Genomic DNA, 18,576 nt, shown 5'->3' with positions numbered 1-18,576 from the left:
AAAACAGAAAAAAGGCCGTCAAAGACAGCCTTCTCATTTGTCTCAGGTCAAGCCGCCTTGGCAATCCGGTCGAATTCCAGAAGCTTTTCGAGAAGCCGCGGCATCTGGTCCAGTGGTACCATGTTGGGGCCATCGGAAGGCGCGTTATCGGGATCCTGATGCGTTTCGATGAACACACCCGCAACGCCGACAGCAACCGCAGCTCGTGCCAGCGTCTCGACGAACTCACGCTGTCCGCCCGTTGAGCCGCCCTGCCCGCCCGGTTGCTGGACCGAATGCGTTGCGTCGAAGATCACAGGCGTGCCAAAGCCCGCCATGATGGGCAGCGAACGCATATCGGATACGAGCGTATTGTAGCCGAAGGACGCGCCGCGCTCGGTGACCATCACATTCGGATTGCCGCTCTCCGTGACTTTTGCCACGACATTCTTCATGTCCCATGGCGCGAGAAACTGCCCCTTCTTGATGTTGACGATCTTCCCGGTCTTGGCTGCTGCGATCAGGAGATCAGTCTGGCGGCAGAGGAACGCCGGGATTTGCAGGACATCGACCACTTCGCCAAGGATGGCGCATTGCTCTTCCGTATGCACATCGGTCAATGTCGGCAGTCCGAACTCTTTGCGGATATCGGCGAAGACCGGCAGGGAATTCTCCAATCCGAAGCCGCGCTTTCCGGTCAATGAGGTACGGTTCGCTTTGTCGAAACTCGATTTGTAAACGAGGCCGATACCAAGCTTTCCAGTCAGTTCCTTCAATGCCCCAGCCATGTCGAATGCGTGCTGACGGCTTTCCATCTGGCAAGGCCCCGCGATCAGCGACAATTGGCCAGTGTTGGAAAATGCGACATTGCCGGCGGAAACCGTGGAATTCAGGGACATCAGGAAGCCTCAAATGCGATGGCAGCGCCCTGCCCTGGTGCCTTGTGCACAATCAGGCGGGAGCCGCGCTTTTCGAAAGGAATATTGTTGTTGACGAGCAGAGATTCAACCGCGGCCAGATTACGGACGGTCAGCACAAATGCCTGCAGCCGCAAACCACGTTCGGTTGTCGATGCTTCGATACCGAAGAACGAGCGCAACCCCTGCGGCGTCAACACCGTGACATTGGCATTTGCGGCATGCAGGTCCATGCCGAAAGAATGCGCATTGACGTCGCGCTGATTGATGATTTCCTGCAGCGGATATTGGAAATCGGTCGGATTGACTTCAGACAGGACGACTTCACGCAGCGCCACCGCGCCGTTCTTGTGCACCTGCAGTGCCGTGCGATCAACCTTGGGCGTGTTCACCCGCTCGCAAGTGAAAAAGAAGGCGTCCGGCGCGCGCAGATCGGCCGCGAAGGCCAAACGGAACCCCGCAACATCCTCTTTCCCGTCCGGAGTGACAAACGGGCGGGAGAAATTGAGAATATCGCCAGCGGAAATACCCGCCTTGATAAAGGCCTCGTGGTCGCCAATCGCATCATGCGTGCCCATGACCAGGGCGGAAAAACCTTCATTGCCATTGCGGAACCGGTAGGCCTGATCGCGAGCAACAAAGACATTGCCGTTCCGCGCCTCTTCCTCGCAAGTCTCGCGCTGGCCTACCGCCAGAAACTCGAGAAAGCTGTCATCGCCAAAATAGACGCAAGAGTTTTCCGTGCCGAATGGATGCTTGCCGACTGGCGCGACGACGAAGCCCAGCTGCTCCAGTCGCGCGCGTGCAACGTCCAGGTCCGCAGTCGGCAGGACAAGGTGATCGATGGGACGCTGGGTGCGAGGAGATGAAATGGTCATGTCAAATCGCCCCAACGATTTTTGTCACACAAGCCGGTTCTGCGCCATTGCCGCATTGATGAATGAGGCAAACAGCGGATGCGGTTCGAATGGGCGCGACTTCAATTCCGGATGGTACTGAACGCCAATGAACCACGGATGATCCGGATATTCGATGGTTTCAGGCAGGACGCCATCTGGCGACATGCCTGAAAACACCAGACCGCAGTCTTCCAGGCGTTCTTTGTAGTCGATGTTCACTTCGTAGCGGTGGCGGTGGCGTTCCGAAATATCGGTCGATCCGTAAATATCGGCAATGCGGGTGCCGGACTTGAGCAAGGCCTCATAGGCGCCAAGCCGCATGGTTCCGCCAAGATCGCCCGATTGCGCCCGCTTCTCCAGCATGTTGCCCTTGAGCCATTCCGTCATCAGGCCGACGACCGGTTCGCTGGTAGGCCCGAATTCGCTCGAGGACGCCTTTTCGACGCCCGCCAGCGATCTGGCTGCTTCGATCACTGCCATCTGCATGCCAAAGCAGATACCGAAATAGGGCACCTTCTTCTCACGCGCGAATTTCGCTGCCAGAATCTTGCCTTCCGAACCACGTTCGCCAAAGCCGCCGGGCACAAGAATGCCATGGACTTTCTGCAGATAAGGCGCCGGGTCTTCCTGTTCGAAGATTTCCGATTCGATCCAGTCGAGATTGACCTTCACCTTGTTGGCCATGCCACCATGGTGCAGCGCTTCGATCAGCGACTTATACGCATCTTTCAGGCCGGTATACTTACCGACAATGGCGATCGTCACTTCGCCTTCCGGATTGTGAATACGCTGGCTGACTTCATCCCAACGCTCCATGCGTGGCTTCGGCGCAGGGTCGATGCCAAAAGCGGCAAGCACTTCGGAATCAAGACCTTCCTTGTGATAGGCCATCGGCACGTCATAGATTGTGTCGACATCGAGCGCCTGAATAACTGCCGACGCACGGACATTACAGAACAACGAAAGCTTGCGCCGTTCCGATTCCGGAATCTCGCGATCCGCACGAATCAATAAGATATCCGGCGCGATGCCAATCGACCGCAATTCTTTGACCGAATGCTGGGTAGGCTTGGTTTTGAGTTCGCCCGCAGCCGGAATGTACGGCATCAAGGTCAGGTGGATATAAACAGCGGTGCCGCGCGGCAGATCATTGCCAAGCTGGCGAATTGCCTCAAGGAAGGGCATCGCTTCAATATCACCGACGGTACCGCCGATCTCGCACAGGACGAAATCATAATCATCATTGCCTTCGACAATGAAATTCTTGATCTCGTCGGTGACGTGCGGGATCACCTGAACAGTCGCGCCGAGATAGTCGCCACGCCGTTCCTTCTCGATGATATTCCGGTAAATCCGTCCGGTGGTGATATTGTCCTGCTTGTTGGCGGGACGCCCCGTGAAGCGCTCGTAATGACCAAGATCGAGGTCAGTTTCAGCGCCATCGTCCGTCACAAAGACCTCGCCATGCTGATATGGCGACATCGTGCCGGGGTCGACGTTGAGATAAGGGTCGAGCTTGCGAATCCGCACGCGGTATCCACGAGCCTGGAGGAGAGCCGCCAAAGCGGCAGCAGCGATGCCTTTTCCGAGGGAAGAAACCACGCCGCCAGTGATGAAAACATATCGGGCCATGGGCTTATCTCGTTAGTCCTTTGCAAGTGATTTGGCCACAAAAAAATCGGCCTGAAAGCCGTTTTCCCCGTCCCAATCATTTTTCATTTCAAACGAAACGGCCAGACGCAAGGTCTGGCCGTTCCAACGAATTCAATAGTAGTTCTTATAGAACAATAACTTCCGTGCCAATGCTGACGCGGTTGTAAAGATCGATCACGTGATCATTGACCATGCGGAAACAGCCGTTCGATGCGGAACTTCCGATGCTCGACGGCACGATAGTCCCATGAATACGGATATGCGTGTCCTTGTTACCCTGCGACAGGTAAAGTGCGCGCGCACCGAGAGGATTGCCTGGGCCGCCATCCATGCCGTTTTCATATTTGGCATAGTGGGCAGGCTCACGTTCGATCATCTCCTTGGTCGGAATCCAGCGTGGCCATTCGCGCTTCGTCTGGACGGTCGCCGTTCCCTTGAACTCGAGCCCTTCCTTCCCCACCGCAATGCCGTAGCGGCGGGCCGTGAATGGGCTCTCGACGAGGTACAGGAACTTTGCCTTCGGATCGATCACGATCGTGCCTGGCTTATAGCCTGTGAACTCGACGTCCTGCGGCATGTATTTCGGGTCGATCCCGTATTTGTTCTTGGCTTTGACCGGTTGTGCCGGCTTGCGGACTTCAGCCACTTCGATCGGCTGTACGGCCGCTTGAACATCGGTCTTATCATTTCCGCCAAGACCGAAGGGATTCAGAATTTTTTTAATAATTGGCTCGGCAGATGCCGGGCTGGACAAGGCCAGGACGGACATTCCGATGAGCAGAGAGCGACGTGACAGCATAGTTTTAAAGTTCCCGCATAGATTGCATAACGCCATCAGCAGCGTTTGCGAGGCCCCAAGGCCAATCTGATATCGCGATATCCGAAGACCGGGTTTTCCTCAATGCAAATCGCTGTGAAGAATAGCACAGATTGATTCTTCACATCAAAGGGTTGCGGAAGCGCAACACATTTTATGCGCTTCCGTCAATGAAACGATCAGCGGTCCGAATTACTGCGAATTCGGGACCGGATTTGCCGGCTGCGCGGGCGTCGCTGGCGTAACCGGAGCCGTTGGCGCAGGCAGTGTTGATTCGGGCGCAGCCGGTGCTGTTGTGCCGGGCGCTGCGGAACCTGCAGCCGGCGGGGCGGCTGGCGTGTTGGAGGCCGGCGGCGTTGCATTATTTGATGACGGTCCGCCGAGCTGGTTGAGAATGCCGCCGCTTGTCGGAGGCTGCTGGCCTGCAGGCTGGCTGCCTGTCGTCGTAGGAATACGGTTGAGAATGTCAGTCGGGTTTTCACCATAGCGGGCCATGATGCCCAGCGCCAAAGACGTAATGAAGAAACCCGTTGCAAGGATCGCCGTTGCCCGTGTCAGCACGTTTGCAGCGCCGCGAGCCGTCATGAAGCCGGAGCCACCACCAATTCCAAGACCGCCGCCTTCGGAGCGCTGCATGAGCACGACCCCAACAAGGGCAAGTACAATCAGAAGATGAATGACGATGACGACGGTTTGCATGGGGTATTTTCTGCTTTCTAGGGGTCGGACGCGGCTCTTTACACCGTATCGGCCAATAAACCAAGCCCGTCCGGCGACAGTTTTCTTGCCGCTGACGCGGTTACTCGCAACCTTCACAAGGAATGGTATGCCTCACAAATGGCGAGGAAGTCCGCTGCTTTCAAGCTCGCGCCACCGACAAGCGCGCCGTCGACATTTTCAACGCCCAGAAGCTCCACCGCATTGGCTGGCTTTACTGACCCGCCATAGAGTATGCGCATCTTCTCGCCATCGACACCGAAATGCCTGCTCAACGCGGAGCGGATCGACGTATGCACTTCCTGTACATCCGCAGCGGTTGGCGTCAGACCGGTGCCAATGGCCCATACGGGCTCGTAAGCGATGATTGTGTTTTGCGCATTGGCGCCATCGGGAATCGACCCGGCAAGCTGGCTGCCAATTATGTCGAGCGTAGAACCTGCCTTGCGCTGCGCTTCTGTCTCGCCGATGCAGATGATCGCCACAAGTCCCGCTTCCCAAGCGGCCCTCGCCTTTGCGTTGACCATTTCATCCGTTTCGCTGTGATCCGTCCGGCGTTCCGAGTGTCCGACAATGACATGGGATGCACCGGCATCTTTCAGCATATCCGCCGAAATGTCGCCCGTATGCGCCCCTGATTTCTTTGCATGACAATCCTGTCCGCCAATACTCAAGGCTTCACCATCGACGGATTGGGCAGCACGGAAGACAAGAGTTGCTGGCACGCAAATCAGGGCGTCAATTTTCTCGCCAATTGCAGAATTCGGCCGGTTGACGATGATACGCAGTTGCTCAAGCGACTCCCCGGTACCATTCATTTTCCAGTTACCAGCAACGAGCGGACGAACATCTGGGGTCATTGAGCGTTCCTTAGGCGATTGTTTTGGCAATTTCTGAGGCATTTGCTTGTCTGAGTAGCAAATTCACTCGATAAAGCAATCGACACAAGCCTTCCATGACGCTATTCCCCTATGGATTCAATTAAGCCTCTTTACTGATACGGTGACTTTTAATGCTCGACTCTCTCCGCAATGTTGCACAGACCTGGGTGGTCAAAGTGCTCATGGGCCTTCTCGTGATCAGCTTTGCCGGTTGGGGTGTTTCCAACACGATCCTTGGCGCCATCGGCGGCAGCGCAGCCATTCGCGCCGGACATTCCGAAGTGTCGCCGGTCGATTACCGCTTGGCCTATGACCGTCAACTTGCCGCACTGTCGCAGCGTTTCGGCCAGCGCCTGACGCGCGAGCAGGCAGATGCTATCGGAATTGGTCATCAGGTACAGGGGCAGTTGGTTGCTGGAGTCGTTCTCGACGAACAGGCGCGCACCATGTCGCTCGGCCTGTCAAAGGATCGCCTGGCACAGCTCGCAGCCGAAGATCCGGCATTCCAGGGCGCCGATGGCCGCTTCAATCCTGCGCAGTTTGATATGGTGTTGCGCAACGCCGGAATGAGCCCGCAGAACTATCTCGACAATCGTGCACAGGTCGCACGGCGTCAGCAGATCGTCGAAGCCGTCGCCGATGGCGTCAAGGCGCCGGATACGCTGCTTAAAGCGGTTGCTCTTTACAAAGGAGAATCACGCACAATCGATTACGTCGCCATGCCGAAGAGCTTCGTCAGCGATATCGCCGATCCGAGCGATGCGGATTTGAAGACATATTTCGATGCAAACAAGGAAGTTTACGGCGCGCCGCAATACCGCAAGATCAGCTATGTCAAGCTTGAGCCAAAGGATATCGCCAACCCCGCCTTGGTGACCCCCGAAGAGATCAAGGCCGAATACGATAAGAACCTTGCGCGCTATTCGACACCGGAAATGCGCACCATCGAACAGTTGACGTTCGCAAATGACGATGCCGCCAAGGCCGCGCACGACAAGATCGTTGCCGGAACCAGCTTCGACGATATCGTCAAGTCGGAAGGTAAGACGATGGACGATGTTCGTCTCGGAACTTTTCCAAAAACCGGTCTGCCCGACCAGTCGATTGCCGATGCGATCTTTGCGCTTCAGGCAAACGGCGTCAGCGACGTGGTGAAGGGCGCATTTGGGCCGGTTCTCGTTCGCGTATCGGCTATCAACCCGGAAGTCACCAAGCCTCTCACCGAAGTCGAGAAGGATATTCGTGAGACTATAGCTTTGACACAGGCAGCGTCCGCGATTGCGGATGTGCATGATGCCTATGAGAACGCGCGGGCTGATGGCGCAAGCATGGCAGAGGCTGCAGCAAAGCAAAACCTCAAGGTAGCGACGATCGATGCAGTCGATTCGACTGGACGAGGACCGGACGAGAAAGACATTCCGAACCTGCCATTTGATGAAAACCAGCTGGCAGCAATCTTCCAGGCGGATGTCGGGTTCGACAATGAGCCATTCAATCTCGGGACAAACAGCTATCTCTGGTACGATGTTGATAGTGTAACGCCTGCACGCGAGCGCCCGCTCGATGAGGTGAAGGCGCGCGTTGTTGCGGCATGGAAAGCGGCCGAGGCCGAGAAACGCCTAAACGAGAAAGCCGAAGAAGTGCGTAAGCGCGTCGCTGCCGGAACTTCGCTCGACGATATCGCGGCCGAGTTCAAATTCACCAAGGATACGAAACGCGGCATTACGCGTCAGAGCAAGGATGCCGATCTCGGTGAAGGCGGCGTCGCATCGGTCTTCGATGGTCCGGAAGGGCTTGTCGGTGTGACGGAATCGGCGTCAGACGGCTCGAAACTCATCTTCAAGGTCACCGAGTCTATCGAACCGGCGAATGTCGGACCGGAAACCCTGACGACTGTGGAACGAGATGCCTTCGGTTCTCGTATTGCCGACGATCTGCTCGATCAGCTCGTGGCGCAATTGCAGACTGTTTATCCAGTTTCCATCAACCAGACCGTCATCAATCGGGCACTCGCACGTTAGGTCAGGCAGAAAATGGCTGAATTAAAGCGTTTCATCGGCATAGCGGCTGCAGGCAAGGCGCTCTCGCAAGAGGAAGCCGTCGAGGCTTTCGACATCATGATGTCGGGACAGGCAACGCCGGCGCAGATCGGTGCCCTGCTGATGGCGCTGCGGGTCCGCGGCGAAAATATCGACGAGATCAGCGGCGCTGTCTCTGCCATGCGCTCCAAAATGCTGAGGGTCACGGCTCCTTCAAATGCCATCGACATTGTCGGCACGGGTGGCGATCAGTCGGGTTCCTACAACGTCTCGACCTGCGCTGCATTCGTTGCCGCCGGTGCAGGTGTTCCCGTCGCCAAGCATGGCAATCGCGCCCTGTCATCGCGTTCCGGCTCGGCCGATACGCTGGCAGCGCTTGGCATCAACATCGAAATTGGCCCCGAACTGATTACCACCTGCATCGAACAGGCCGGGATTGGCTTCATGTTCGCGCCGATGCATCACCCGGCAATGAAGCATGTCGGCCCGGCGCGCGTCGAGCTTGGCACCCGTACTATCTTCAACCTGCTTGGCCCTCTGACCAACCCCGCAGGCGTCAAACGTCAATTGGTCGGTGTCTTTGCACCCGAATGGGTCGAGCCGATCGCGCACGTCCTGAAAAATCTCGGATCCGAAGCCGTTTGGGTCGTGCATGGCGATGGTCTGGACGAAATCACCACAGCCGGCGTTACCAAGGTAGCAGCGCTGGAAAACGGAAAAGTTCGTACCTTCGAGATCGATCCTGAATCGTATGGCCTGCGTCTTGTCGATCCACAGGATTTGAAGGGTGGAACGGCTGATGAAAACGCCGTCTCCCTGCTTTCGGTGCTGGATGGGGCGCACGGCGCTTACCGTGATATCACCCTGTTCAATGCTGGCGCAGGGCTTGTAATTGCCGGTGTAGCGCCCGATCTCAAAATTGGCATCGAAATGGCTGCACACTCGATCGACAGCAGTGCTGCGCGAAATGTGCTAAAAAAGCTGGTTCATGTTTCCAACAGCGAGGCGCTTTGACCATGGTTGATATTCTTCGCAAGATCGAAGCCTATAAGCGCGAGGAAATCGCCGCGGCCAAGACTTGGGTCACACTTGATGATCTGAAGGCGCAGACAAAAGACCAGGACTCGCCGCGCGGTTTCCTTTCGGCACTGCAGAAGAAACGCGCCGCGGGAGAGTTCGCACTTATCGCCGAGATCAAGAAGGCAAGCCCGTCGAAGGGCCTGATCCGTCCGGATTTCGATCCGCCGGCATTGGCAAAAGCCTATGAGACCGGCGGAGCCGCGTGCCTTTCCGTGCTGACCGACGCGCCATCGTTTCAGGGCGCTCCGGAATTCCTGCAAGCCGCCCGGGCCGCGACCAAACTGCCTGCCCTGCGCAAGGATTTCCTCTTCGACACCTATCAGGTCTACGAGGCGCGCAGTTGGGGCGCCGATTGCATTTTGATCATCATGGCAAGCGTCACCGACGATGTAGCCAGAGCGTTGGAAGAGACAGCCCTTGGCCTCGGTATGGACGTACTTGTGGAAGTGCATGACGAGGCGGAACTCGAGCGCGCGCTGAAACTGAATTCGCCTTTGCTCGGCATCAATAATCGGGATCTGCGCACGTTCAACGTTGACCTGGCTGTCTCGGAACGGCTGGCGAAAATGGTGCCATCAAGCAAGTTCCTGGTCAGCGAGAGCGGCGTTTTCACGCATGCCGATTGCCGGAGGCTAGCCAAATCCAACATCGGTACATTTCTCGTCGGCGAAAGCCTCATGCGTCAGGACGATGTGGCGACGGCAACGAAAACCCTATTGCAGGGCACTGCAGAAAAGCAGACAGACGCGGCATGACAACACCCAAGCTTACGCATCTCGACGAGACGGGTGCTGCCCACATGGTCGATGTCGGCGGCAAGGCTGAAACGGAGCGGGTCGCCGTTGCTGAAGGCTCGGTAAGAATGCGCGCGGAAACGCTGGCGCTTATCAAATCCGGCAATGCCGCCAAGGGCGACGTGATTGGAACGGCGCGGATCGCCGGCATCATGGCAGCAAAAAAGACCCATGATCTTATCCCGCTTTGTCACCCGCTGCTGTTGAGCAAGATATCCATTGATATCGAAGCCGATGATGCGCTGCCGGGCCTGCACGTCGTCGCAACGGTCAAATTGACCGGCAAGACCGGTGTCGAGATGGAAGCGCTGACCGCCGTTTCTATTGCATGCCTGACCATTTACGACATGGCGAAAGCTGCAGACAAGGCAATGGTCCTCCAGGATATCCGTCTTCTGCAGAAGACCGGCGGCAAATCCGGTGAATGGTCGGCCATAGCGAGCGAGAACTAGAATGTCAGGACTTCTTCCGGTTGACGAGGCACTAAGGCGTATTCTCGCCAGTGCACAAACGGTCGAACCCGAAACTATTCCGCTTGCCGCCGCCGGTGGTCGTGTTCTCGCTGCTGATCTTCATGCCAAACGGCAGCAGCCCCCCTTTGCAGCCTCCGCTATGGACGGATACGCCGTACAAGCTGCTGACGTGGCGAGCGTTCCGGTCACGTTGAAACTGATAGGTCAGTCGGCAGCAGGCCATGCATTTTCCGGTACTATGAATGCGGGTGAGGCCGTCCGCATTTTTACGGGCGCACCGGTTCCCGAAGGCGCGGACAGTGTTGTCATCCAGGAAAACACGATTCCGGGAGATCGCCAGGTCGAGATCACCGAAACCGTCACGTTCGGCAGGAATATCCGCAAAGCCGGTCTGGACTTCGAACAAGGCGATCTGCTGCTGGAGACGGGACGGGTTCTTGACCCGGCTGCGCTTGCCCTCGCCGCTGCGGCCGATCACCCTACTCTCGAAGTGTTTCGGCTGCCTCGCGTGGCAATTCTCGCGACTGGCGACGAACTGGTTACGCCCGGTGAGAGTTATCGACCGGACCAGATCATCGCTTCCAACAGTTATGGACTCGCTGAGATCGTACGGCAGGCTGGGGGCGTGCCGATTGATCTTGGGATAGCCGAGGATCGGCTCGAAGCCTTGAGCGATGCGCTCGATCAGGCTGTGGCGGCCAAAGCCGATATTCTGGTTACGCTTGGCGGTGCTTCGGTCGGCGATCATGACCTCGTTCAGCCGGCACTCGCTGCCAAGGGCATGGAACTCGATTTCTGGAAGATCGCGCTACGTCCGGGCAAGCCGTTGATGTTTGGCCGCCTGCAGGACATGAAAATCCTTGGCCTGCCCGGCAATCCGGTATCAAGCCTGATTTGCGCGCATATATTTCTGATCCCGCTGATCCACGCCATGCTGGGCTTGCCCCATGCGCCGGATCTGCGATCGGCAGTCCTTGGAACCGACATGGGCACCAATGACCAGCGTCAGGATTATATCCGCGCCCGCATTACCAAAGGCGCGGACGGACAACTGATTGCGACCCCGTTCGCTGTGCAGGACTCGTCCATGCTGAAGTTTCTGGCGGATGCCAACGGCCTGATCGTCCGTGAACCGCATGCGCCCGCCATCAAGGCGGGAGCGGCATGCAGCGTTATGATGCTACGCTGACCCTTCCAGCCGGTGCTCCTTGCGGTCGACCTCTGTGACGGTGGCGAGGTCGATTGCCTTCTGCAATTTGGCCGCGTGACGGAATGACGGCTCCAGCGTCCGGCCCTGCCCCACGGCTTCGACAAAGCGCTGGTAATTGGTCGGCACCGGCTCGACATCGATTTCCTTCCAGGTCGCCGTCTCGATATCGTCGCCAAGACAAACGAAAAGCTTCGATCCATCATGGCGATGCTGGATCTCGAACGAGCCCTTGTCACCATAGACACGCAAACGCAGTTCATTCACATGCCCGGTGGCCCAGCGGCTTGAATGTACAACGCCCAAGGCACCGTTGGTGAAGCTCACCGTCATGGTGAAACTGTCGTTCGCATCGAGTTGATACTCGCCGATCCTGTTGCCGTCTGCTTTGTCAAAAGCTTTCAGACGGCAGAAAACCTCGTCGATTTCCGTGTCGGTGGCATAGACGACAAAATCGAGAATATGGACGCCGACATCGCCGAGGGTTCCGTTGGATCCGTGCTGTTTCGACAAGCGCCACAGCCATTGGCTTTCCGTGCGCCAATCGCCCCAGACTTTTGATACCAGCCAGCTTTGCAGGTAAGACGCCTCGACATGCCTGATCTTGCCAATCTGCCCGCTTGTCACCATCCGGCGGGCAGTTTGCAACTGTGCTACGTTGCGATAAGTCAGGTTGACCATGCCGACCAGATTGGCCTTTTCGGCGGTTTCGGCCATTTCCATGGCATCGTGAAAGTTCGTCGCCAGTGGCTTTTCGCAAAAGACATGCTTGCCGGCGGCAAGACACTTCATTGTTGTGGAATGATGGGCGCTGTCGGGTGTTACATTGGCGACAGCGTCAAACTCACCCCAGGCGAGCGCATCTTCAAGTGACGTAAACGCCCGCTCGAAAGAGTATTTATCTCGAAACGCCTCCGCCCTGCCCTTGTCGACGTCAACCGCACCGGCGAATGTGACACCTTCAATATCGATAAAGTTTCTGGCGTGGGCGCTCGCCATATGGCCAGTCCCCAGGATTAATAGACGCATCAACGAAAACCTTCCTCGCCGGACTCGTGCAAACTGCCGCCGCGTGCCGTGATCGGCTCCAAAGCTTTCTCAACCGGCACATTCGGCGCCTCCGTGATAGCCGGAAAACGCAGCGGATTATACGCCCAGTTCACCGCATTGCGCAGCACCAGTCCCACCGTTTCGTCATGATAAGTCGGATAGGTTTCATGTCCCGGGCGGAAGTAGAAAACATTCCCAGCACCTTTTCGATAGGTAAGCCCTGAGCGAAACACCTCGCCGCCCTGGAACCATGATACGAAAACAGTCTCCAGCGGTTCGGGTACCGAGAACGGTTCGCCGTACATTTCCTCATTTTCCAGCTCGAAAAATGCGGGCAAACCCTTAGCGATGGGATGGCCGGGATTGACGACCCAGAGGCGTTCCCGCTCACCCGCCTCCCGCCAGTTCAAAGCGCAGGGTGACCCCATCAATCTTTTGAAAATCTTCGAAAAGTGCCCCGAATGCAGGACGATCAGTCCCATGCCTTCCCATACCCGCTTGGCGACGCGCTCGACTATCTCGTCGGCAACATCGCCATGCGCGCGGTGCCCCCACCAGACAAGCACATCGGTCTCCTCCAGCACCTTGTCCGTCAGGCCGTGTTCCGACTCCTGCAGAGTGGTGGTTTTGATGCTGAGGTTGGTATCGCTCCTCAAAAGCTTGGCGATCTGGTTGTGCATGCCTTCCGGATAGATGTCGGCAACGGTTTTATTGATCTGTTCATGGACGTTCTCGCCCCAGATAAGCGTGCGAATTGCCATTGGACTTTCCTTGTCTCATGTTTGATGCGGAGATTTTGTCAATTTGCCGCCGGGCGGCCCGATTGGTCAAAACGGTGGATGTTGTTGTTAACGGGCGTAACGCAAAGCAGTTCCCCAGGTTGTTGATGGGCCGAGCCATCCTGCCGCACGACCAAGGGTTCCTTTGCACCGATATCGATATAGAGGAAGCTCTCAGATCCAAGGTTTTCCGCTAACAGAAGTTTGCCCTTCCACAGACCGTCCTTGTCCTTGATTTCCAAGTGTTCCGGACGCACACCCAATATATCGGTCTTGTAAGCGCCTGCGAATTCCGCGGTCAGGAAATTCATCTTGGGCGAGCCTATGAAACCGGCGACAAAGATCGATTCCGGCTTTTCATAAAGCTCCAATGGCGCCAATCCAGCGGCCCGCCGGTTATTCCGGCTAAATAACGGTCAAGTGCGTTTCTCGGCTCGCATACACCACATATTAATCCTTGTAGAACACAACTGGAACAGATAGTGTTTGTTCTGGTTTTGTTTTTCCGATTCCACGCAAAGGATCGCCGATGCTCACGCGTAAACAACATGAACTCCTGCTCTTCATCCACGAGCGTCTGAAGGAAACGGGCATACCGCCTTCATTCGACGAGATGAAGGATGCATTGGATCTTGCATCGAAATCCGGCATCCACCGGCTGATCACTGCGCTCGAAGAGCGCGGCTTCATTCGCCGGCTTGCAAACCGTGCACGAGCGCTGGAAGTTCTGCGCCTGCCCGACTCGATCGCTCCCGGCCTCAACGCCCAACGAAAATTCTCTCCGAGTGTCATTGAAGGAAGTCTTGGCCGGAATGTCGCTCCGCCGCGACAAACACGCCAATCCGACGACTCGAATGGTTCAACCGTGATCAATATCCCGGTCATGGGCCGCATCGCCGCTGGTGTGCCAATTTCCGCAATTCAGAACCAGACCCACATGATCGGCCTGCCCCCGGACATGATTGGTAGCGGCGAACACTACGCGCTCGAAGTCAAAGGCGATTCGATGATCGAGGCCGGGATTTTCGATGGCGATACCGTCGTGATCAAGCGCGGCGATACCGCTAATCCCGGCGAGATCGTTGTTGCGCTGGTTGATGATGAGGAGGCAACGCTCAAGCGCTTTCGTCGTAAAGGAGCATCGATTGCCCTCGAAGCGGCGAACCCGGCCTACGAGACACGCATTTTTGGTCCGGATCGCGTTCAGGTGCAGGGAAAGCTGGTCGGTCTTATACGACGATACTAGCAGTCAGCCGATTTTTCACAGGCTGCCGCCTCATCGCTATCAGCGTTCACACGTTTACGGGATTTGTAGTCCTCGATATTGCGGGCGGCGCGGGAGTAGGTCCGATAGGTGTTCCAAGGCCGGTCCGGCGGCCCAACGGCGTAGTTGATGCTGGCAGACCGGAGTCGTCGAAGGCGGGAATCGTTTGCTTCGGCAAGGACCACTTCTGGTGATTTATTCCTGGCGATTGTCGGGGGTAGCGGTTCGGGCGGTTTTAAAGTTATTTCCGCAGTTCCATGCAATGCCAAATCACGCTTGGTGAGCACCAGTGTGTTCTTGTCCCCGCAGATTGTCGGTGCGCCGGCAAAGGCCAGGATGACAATGTCCCCTTCCCCACAAGCCAATACGGTCTGCTTGCGATCGTCCGTATAGGCGATTATCAATCCGCCCGGCTCTCGTGCGGTACAAAGTTTTTCAACACATTCAAACTGCGTTTCTTTGGAAAGCGCACCAGCCTTCAGCGGCTTTACCACCTCGTTTATCCCATAGCCCTGCTGCCAATTGTTTAAACTGAATGCACTGCCGGCCGTGCGATTGATTGCGAGATCTCTGTCACCCGTGCGCAATGCGACCAGTTTTCCATCCTCCGAAACGATAATGCCGGGCTCTTGCGCTCGGAGCATGAACAACGCTGCGGTTGCGAGGACGGGTATACTACAGAGGCGCAGACGCGTTGAAAGAAACAGGAGCAAGATAAGACCAACGCTCATAAGGACCAACGTGCCCTGTGGCATCAGGCCAAGATTGCCGCTTGGAGAGCGCGAAGCGACCATTTTTGCAATAGCGATGACGATCTCGATCCCCTGTCCCATGACCGTAAAGGGTAGCCAATCCAGATCGAATGGCATGGCCAGCAAACCGAGCACTGCAAACGGCATGACAAACACTGAAATGACCGGAAGCGCGAGAGCATTGCCGACAAGCCCGAAGGGCGCGGTATTGTTGAAATGATAGGCCGCAAATATTGAGCTTGCGGTCCCGGCAACCACTGATGTCATGGCAATCGCACCGATATGGTTGATGGCCTTCAGCGGTAGAGCCAGAAGCAAATGATTGGACACACCTCTCCGGAAGGCGCGCCTGCCCTGCCGATGCGACCACCAGCTATAAAATGCGATCAAAGCGGCGGTTGCCGAGTACGACATCTGAAAGCTCGGTCCGAGAATTTCGTGCGGCGAGATGGCAATGGTAATCAACGCTGCAATGGCGAGGTTGCGCATCGATATCGCCGCCCGGTCGACGGTCATGGCTAAAAGCATGACCGCGAGCGTTACAAAACTGCGCTGGGCAGCAACATCGGAGCCTGAAAGCAACAAATAGAATGCGGAACCCATGAGGGCGATCACCGCCGAGAATTTCTTCACCGGAAACCGCGCCGAAAATCCGGGAAAGAACGCCATGATCGCGCGTAGCGAACCGATGATCGTTGCGGCTACCAGTGCCATGTGAAAACCGGAGATCGACAGGATATGCGAAAGTCCACTCAAGCGAAAAGCGTTGTTGGTGTCATCGCTGATGCCATCGCGCTGCCCTGTGATCAGCGACGCAGCGATGTCACCCGGTTCGCCTCTAATGTTGCGCAGGATGCGCTGGGTGAGTTGTTGCCTGATATTTGCGATCGCCATCAATGTCGTCGCAACTGGCCCTGTGTCCAAAGCCACAGGCACTGTTTCAAGCTTTCCCAGCAAAAATCCGCTGGCGCCGACGCCCCGGTAGTAGTTGTAGAAGGCGAAATCGTAATTGCCCGGACGCACTGGGCCTGATTGCGGCCGCAGATGGACGAGGCCGGCGAGACCGTCGCCAACCCTCAGGTCGCGAGGAACTGATCTGGCTGAAACGGTGATACGATCCGGTCCGTATTGCAGCGCCGGGCGTGCCGTCGAGATCACATCCATGGTGAGACGCCATCCACCCTTGGCATCTCTCGACATGGCCGTGACACGACCAGTCATCCGCGTCGTGACTTCCGATCCGAGCATTCGGGTCCCGGCCCGCATCGTTTCGACTTTGCCGAAAAGCATGCCCGCCACAAGTGCGGTTGCGAGTAAAAGAACAAGCCGGATCATGGGTCGCGCGTGGGCCAAGGCATGGCAGCCGATGAGAAGTGTCAGCCCCGAAAGGACGGCGCCGAGCCTCGGTTCAACAGCCGCATTGAAATAGAAAATCGCGCCGATTCCAGAGAAGACAGGTAAGAACAGAAACAGCGTGCCGCGATCGATTTCGCAGTTGAATGCCGTAGGGATTGCGAGCAGTGCTGATTGAAGTTGAGCTCGTGCAGAATTGCCAAGTCCCTGTAACCTGGCAGGCCAGCTTTCCTTCCCGATGACTAAATTGCCAGCCTGCGTTTGAGTCGCAATTTCATGGCCGCCGCTGTCGGGACGGAGAAAAAACAGCTGTTCGCTGGTTCTTGTTCTGGTGGCAGGACCTTCCATTTGCTTTCCGGTTCTGCCAATGCCCTTGCACAGCAGCGGTGCTATGCTACATGAACGCCAGATCAATTCGATTGGACGTTCGGCTAATACGCCGGGCACCTCCTGGAGACCTTATGTCATCTTCTGTCGTTACCCGTTTCGCACCTTCCCCAACCGGTTATCTGCATATCGGCGGCGCCCGTACGGCTTTGTTCAACTGGCTTTATGCAAAGCATACGGGCGGCAAGATGCTGCTGCGCATCGAGGACTCTGACCGCGAACGCTCGTCGGAAGCAGCCGTCACTGCCATTCTCGACGGTTTGACGTGGCTGGGTCTCGATTGGGATGGCGATGCCGTATCGCAATATGAGCGCGCGCCGCGCCACCGCGAAGTTGCGGAAGAGCTCGTTGCCAAGGGCAAAGCCTACTATTGTTATGCCTCTCAGGCAGAGCTTGAAGAGATGCGCGAGAAAGCCCGCGCAGAAGGCCGTCCACCACGTTACGATGGCCGCTGGCGAGATCGTGATCCCAAGGAAGCACCGGCAGGTGTCAAGCCGGTCATCCGCATCAAGGCTCCGCAGGAAGGTGAAACACTCGTTCGCGACCAGGTTCAGGGCGATGTCCGTTTCCCCAACAAGGATCTCGATGATTTCATCATTCTGCGCTCCGACGGCAATCCGACCTATATGCACGCCGTGGTGGTCGACGATCACGATATGGGTGTTACCCATATTATCCGTGGCGACGATCATTTGACCAATGCGGCGCGCCAGACAGTGATCTATAATGCGATGGGCTGGGATGTACCGGTCATGGGTCACATACCGCTCATTCACGGCGCAGATGGTGCTAAATTGTCGAAGCGGCATGGTGCGCTTGGTGTGGAGGCCTATCGTGCCATGGGCTATCTGCCTGCAGCGCTCCGCAATTATCTGGTTCGCCTCGGCTGGAGCCATGGCGACGACGAAATCATGTCCGATGAGCAGATGATCCAGTGGTTTGAAATCTCGGATATCAACCGAGGTGCATCGCGTTTCGATTTCCAGAAACTCGAGGCGATCAACGGGCATTACATGCGAATTTCCGACGATGCTGATTTGGTCAAGGCCATGATCGATATTCTGCCGGAAATTGAAGGTGGTACGGAGATTCTGTCGCGGCTGAACGACCAGACGAAAAAGCAGTTGCTTGCAGCGATGCCGGGTTTGAAGGAGCGCGCAAAGACACTTGTCGAACTCGCCGACAGCGCAAAATATCTCTTTGAACAGCGGCCGCTCCAGCTGGATGAAAAAGCTTCCGGCTTGCTCAACGAGGAAGGCCGGAGCATTCTTTCGGGCGTACTTCCGGAACTATCAGCGGTTACTGATTGGCGCGCTGAAACGCTTGATGCTGCGGTGCGGGTTCACGCCGAAAAAGCGGGTCTGAAGCTCGGGAAAATTGCGCAACCTTTGCGTGCTGCTTTGACCGGAAGAGCAACGTCTCCGGGTGTTTTCGATGTATTGGCGGTATTGGGAAGAGAAGAATCCCTGGGCCGCATAGAGGATCAGGTAAAAGGGCAATAGCACGCAAATTTGAGCGAATTTTTGCATTGCAAC

At 56.5% G+C, this 18,576-nt stretch carries 17 protein-coding genes; 7 read left to right on the top strand and 10 right to left on the bottom strand.

What is annotated here, in order from left to right:
- Positions 1 to 47: 47 nt before the first annotated feature.
- From kdsA to tpiA, 6 genes are all read right to left on the bottom strand, one after another.
- On the bottom strand, positions 48 to 881 hold the full coding sequence (gene kdsA / locus ACSQ3H_RS15395) for a 3-deoxy-8-phosphooctulonate synthase (protein ID WP_436119463.1): 834 nt from the start codon (positions 879 to 881) through the stop codon (positions 48 to 50).
- Entirely contained in the window at positions 878 to 1,774 is an 897-nt protein-coding gene (locus ACSQ3H_RS15390) for a VOC family protein (protein ID WP_436117854.1), read from the bottom strand. The genes kdsA and ACSQ3H_RS15390 overlap by 4 nt, the downstream gene beginning before the upstream one ends.
- Positions 1,775 to 1,798: 24 nt before the next feature.
- Positions 1,799 to 3,427, bottom strand: coding sequence for a CTP synthase (locus ACSQ3H_RS15385; protein WP_436117853.1), 1,629 nt, complete (start codon positions 3,425 to 3,427; stop codon positions 1,799 to 1,801).
- A gap of 145 nt (positions 3,428 to 3,572) precedes the next feature.
- Complete coding sequence (locus ACSQ3H_RS15380; RefSeq protein WP_436117852.1) at positions 3,573 to 4,247, bottom strand: L,D-transpeptidase; 675 nt, start codon at positions 4,245 to 4,247, stop codon at positions 3,573 to 3,575.
- A gap of 210 nt (positions 4,248 to 4,457) precedes the next feature.
- Positions 4,458 to 4,964, bottom strand: coding sequence for a preprotein translocase subunit SecG (gene secG / locus ACSQ3H_RS15375; RefSeq protein WP_436117851.1), 507 nt, complete (start codon positions 4,962 to 4,964; stop codon positions 4,458 to 4,460).
- A 113-nt stretch (positions 4,965 to 5,077) separates the two neighbouring features.
- Positions 5,078 to 5,842 carry a triose-phosphate isomerase gene (gene tpiA, locus ACSQ3H_RS15370; RefSeq protein ID WP_436117850.1) on the bottom strand — a complete coding sequence of 255 codons (765 nt, stop codon included), beginning with the start codon at positions 5,840 to 5,842 and terminating at the stop codon, positions 5,078 to 5,080.
- A gap of 152 nt (positions 5,843 to 5,994) precedes the next feature.
- On the opposite strand from tpiA, the gene ACSQ3H_RS15365 reads away from it, so the two are divergent.
- The 5 genes from ACSQ3H_RS15365 to ACSQ3H_RS15345 are packed head-to-tail and all read left to right on the top strand — an operon-like array spanning position 5,995 to position 11,438.
- The gene (locus tag ACSQ3H_RS15365; protein WP_436117849.1) at positions 5,995 to 7,884 is read left to right on the top strand and encodes a peptidyl-prolyl cis-trans isomerase; all 1,890 of its coding nucleotides are present in this window, start codon (positions 5,995 to 5,997) and stop codon (positions 7,882 to 7,884) included.
- Between the two features lie 12 nt (positions 7,885 to 7,896).
- On the top strand, positions 7,897 to 8,916 hold the full coding sequence (gene trpD, locus ACSQ3H_RS15360) for an anthranilate phosphoribosyltransferase (protein ID WP_436117848.1): 1,020 nt from the start codon (positions 7,897 to 7,899) through the stop codon (positions 8,914 to 8,916).
- 2 nt (positions 8,917 to 8,918) lie between these two features.
- Positions 8,919 to 9,737 carry an indole-3-glycerol phosphate synthase TrpC gene (gene trpC, locus ACSQ3H_RS15355; protein WP_436117847.1) on the top strand — a complete coding sequence of 273 codons (819 nt, stop codon included), beginning with the start codon at positions 8,919 to 8,921 and terminating at the stop codon, positions 9,735 to 9,737.
- Complete coding sequence (moaC, locus tag ACSQ3H_RS15350) at positions 9,734 to 10,228, top strand: cyclic pyranopterin monophosphate synthase MoaC (RefSeq protein ID WP_436117846.1); 495 nt, start codon at positions 9,734 to 9,736, stop codon at positions 10,226 to 10,228. The genes trpC and moaC overlap by 4 nt, the downstream gene beginning before the upstream one ends.
- A 1-nt stretch (position 10,229) precedes the next feature.
- The gene (locus ACSQ3H_RS15345; protein WP_436117845.1) at positions 10,230 to 11,438 is read left to right on the top strand and encodes a molybdopterin molybdotransferase MoeA; all 1,209 of its coding nucleotides are present in this window, start codon (positions 10,230 to 10,232) and stop codon (positions 11,436 to 11,438) included.
- Here the strand turns inward: ACSQ3H_RS15345 and ACSQ3H_RS15340 are convergent.
- Genes ACSQ3H_RS15340 through ACSQ3H_RS15330 form a run of 3 tightly spaced genes read right to left on the bottom strand, consistent with a single transcriptional unit; the run spans position 11,430 to position 13,656 of the window.
- Positions 11,430 to 12,485, bottom strand: coding sequence for a Gfo/Idh/MocA family protein (locus ACSQ3H_RS15340; protein WP_436117844.1), 1,056 nt, complete (start codon positions 12,483 to 12,485; stop codon positions 11,430 to 11,432). The two genes, ACSQ3H_RS15345 and ACSQ3H_RS15340, sit on opposite strands and share 9 nt — an antisense overlap.
- Positions 12,485 to 13,267 carry a ThuA domain-containing protein gene (locus ACSQ3H_RS15335; protein ID WP_436117843.1) on the bottom strand — a complete coding sequence of 261 codons (783 nt, stop codon included), beginning with the start codon at positions 13,265 to 13,267 and terminating at the stop codon, positions 12,485 to 12,487. The genes ACSQ3H_RS15340 and ACSQ3H_RS15335 overlap by 1 nt, the downstream gene beginning before the upstream one ends.
- A 38-nt stretch (positions 13,268 to 13,305) precedes the next feature.
- The gene (locus ACSQ3H_RS15330; protein ID WP_436117842.1) at positions 13,306 to 13,656 is read right to left on the bottom strand and encodes a TOBE domain-containing protein; all 351 of its coding nucleotides are present in this window, start codon (positions 13,654 to 13,656) and stop codon (positions 13,306 to 13,308) included.
- A gap of 158 nt (positions 13,657 to 13,814) precedes the next feature.
- Between ACSQ3H_RS15330 and lexA the strand changes: the two genes are divergently transcribed.
- Positions 13,815 to 14,531 carry a transcriptional repressor LexA gene (lexA, locus tag ACSQ3H_RS15325; RefSeq protein WP_436117841.1) on the top strand — a complete coding sequence of 239 codons (717 nt, stop codon included), beginning with the start codon at positions 13,815 to 13,817 and terminating at the stop codon, positions 14,529 to 14,531.
- Here the strand turns inward: lexA and ACSQ3H_RS15320 are convergent.
- A complete protein-coding gene (locus ACSQ3H_RS15320) occupies positions 14,528 to 17,002 on the bottom strand; it encodes a ComEC/Rec2 family competence protein (RefSeq protein WP_436117840.1) in 2,475 nt (824 codons plus the stop codon). The two genes, lexA and ACSQ3H_RS15320, sit on opposite strands and share 4 nt — an antisense overlap.
- Before the next feature lie 113 nt (positions 17,003 to 17,115).
- Between ACSQ3H_RS15320 and gltX the strand changes: the two genes are divergently transcribed.
- Entirely contained in the window at positions 17,116 to 18,543 is a 1,428-nt protein-coding gene (gene gltX / locus ACSQ3H_RS15315) for a glutamate--tRNA ligase (protein ID WP_436117839.1), read from the top strand.
- Positions 18,544 to 18,576: the final 33 nt, after the last annotated feature.

Source organism: Phyllobacterium sp. LjRoot231, from assembly GCF_964253365.1.
In the GTDB taxonomy this organism is placed as follows: Bacteria; Pseudomonadota; Alphaproteobacteria; order Rhizobiales; family Rhizobiaceae; genus Phyllobacterium.
Note: the sequence above shows the minus strand (reverse complement) of the source record. Positions and strands in the feature narration are given on the sequence as shown.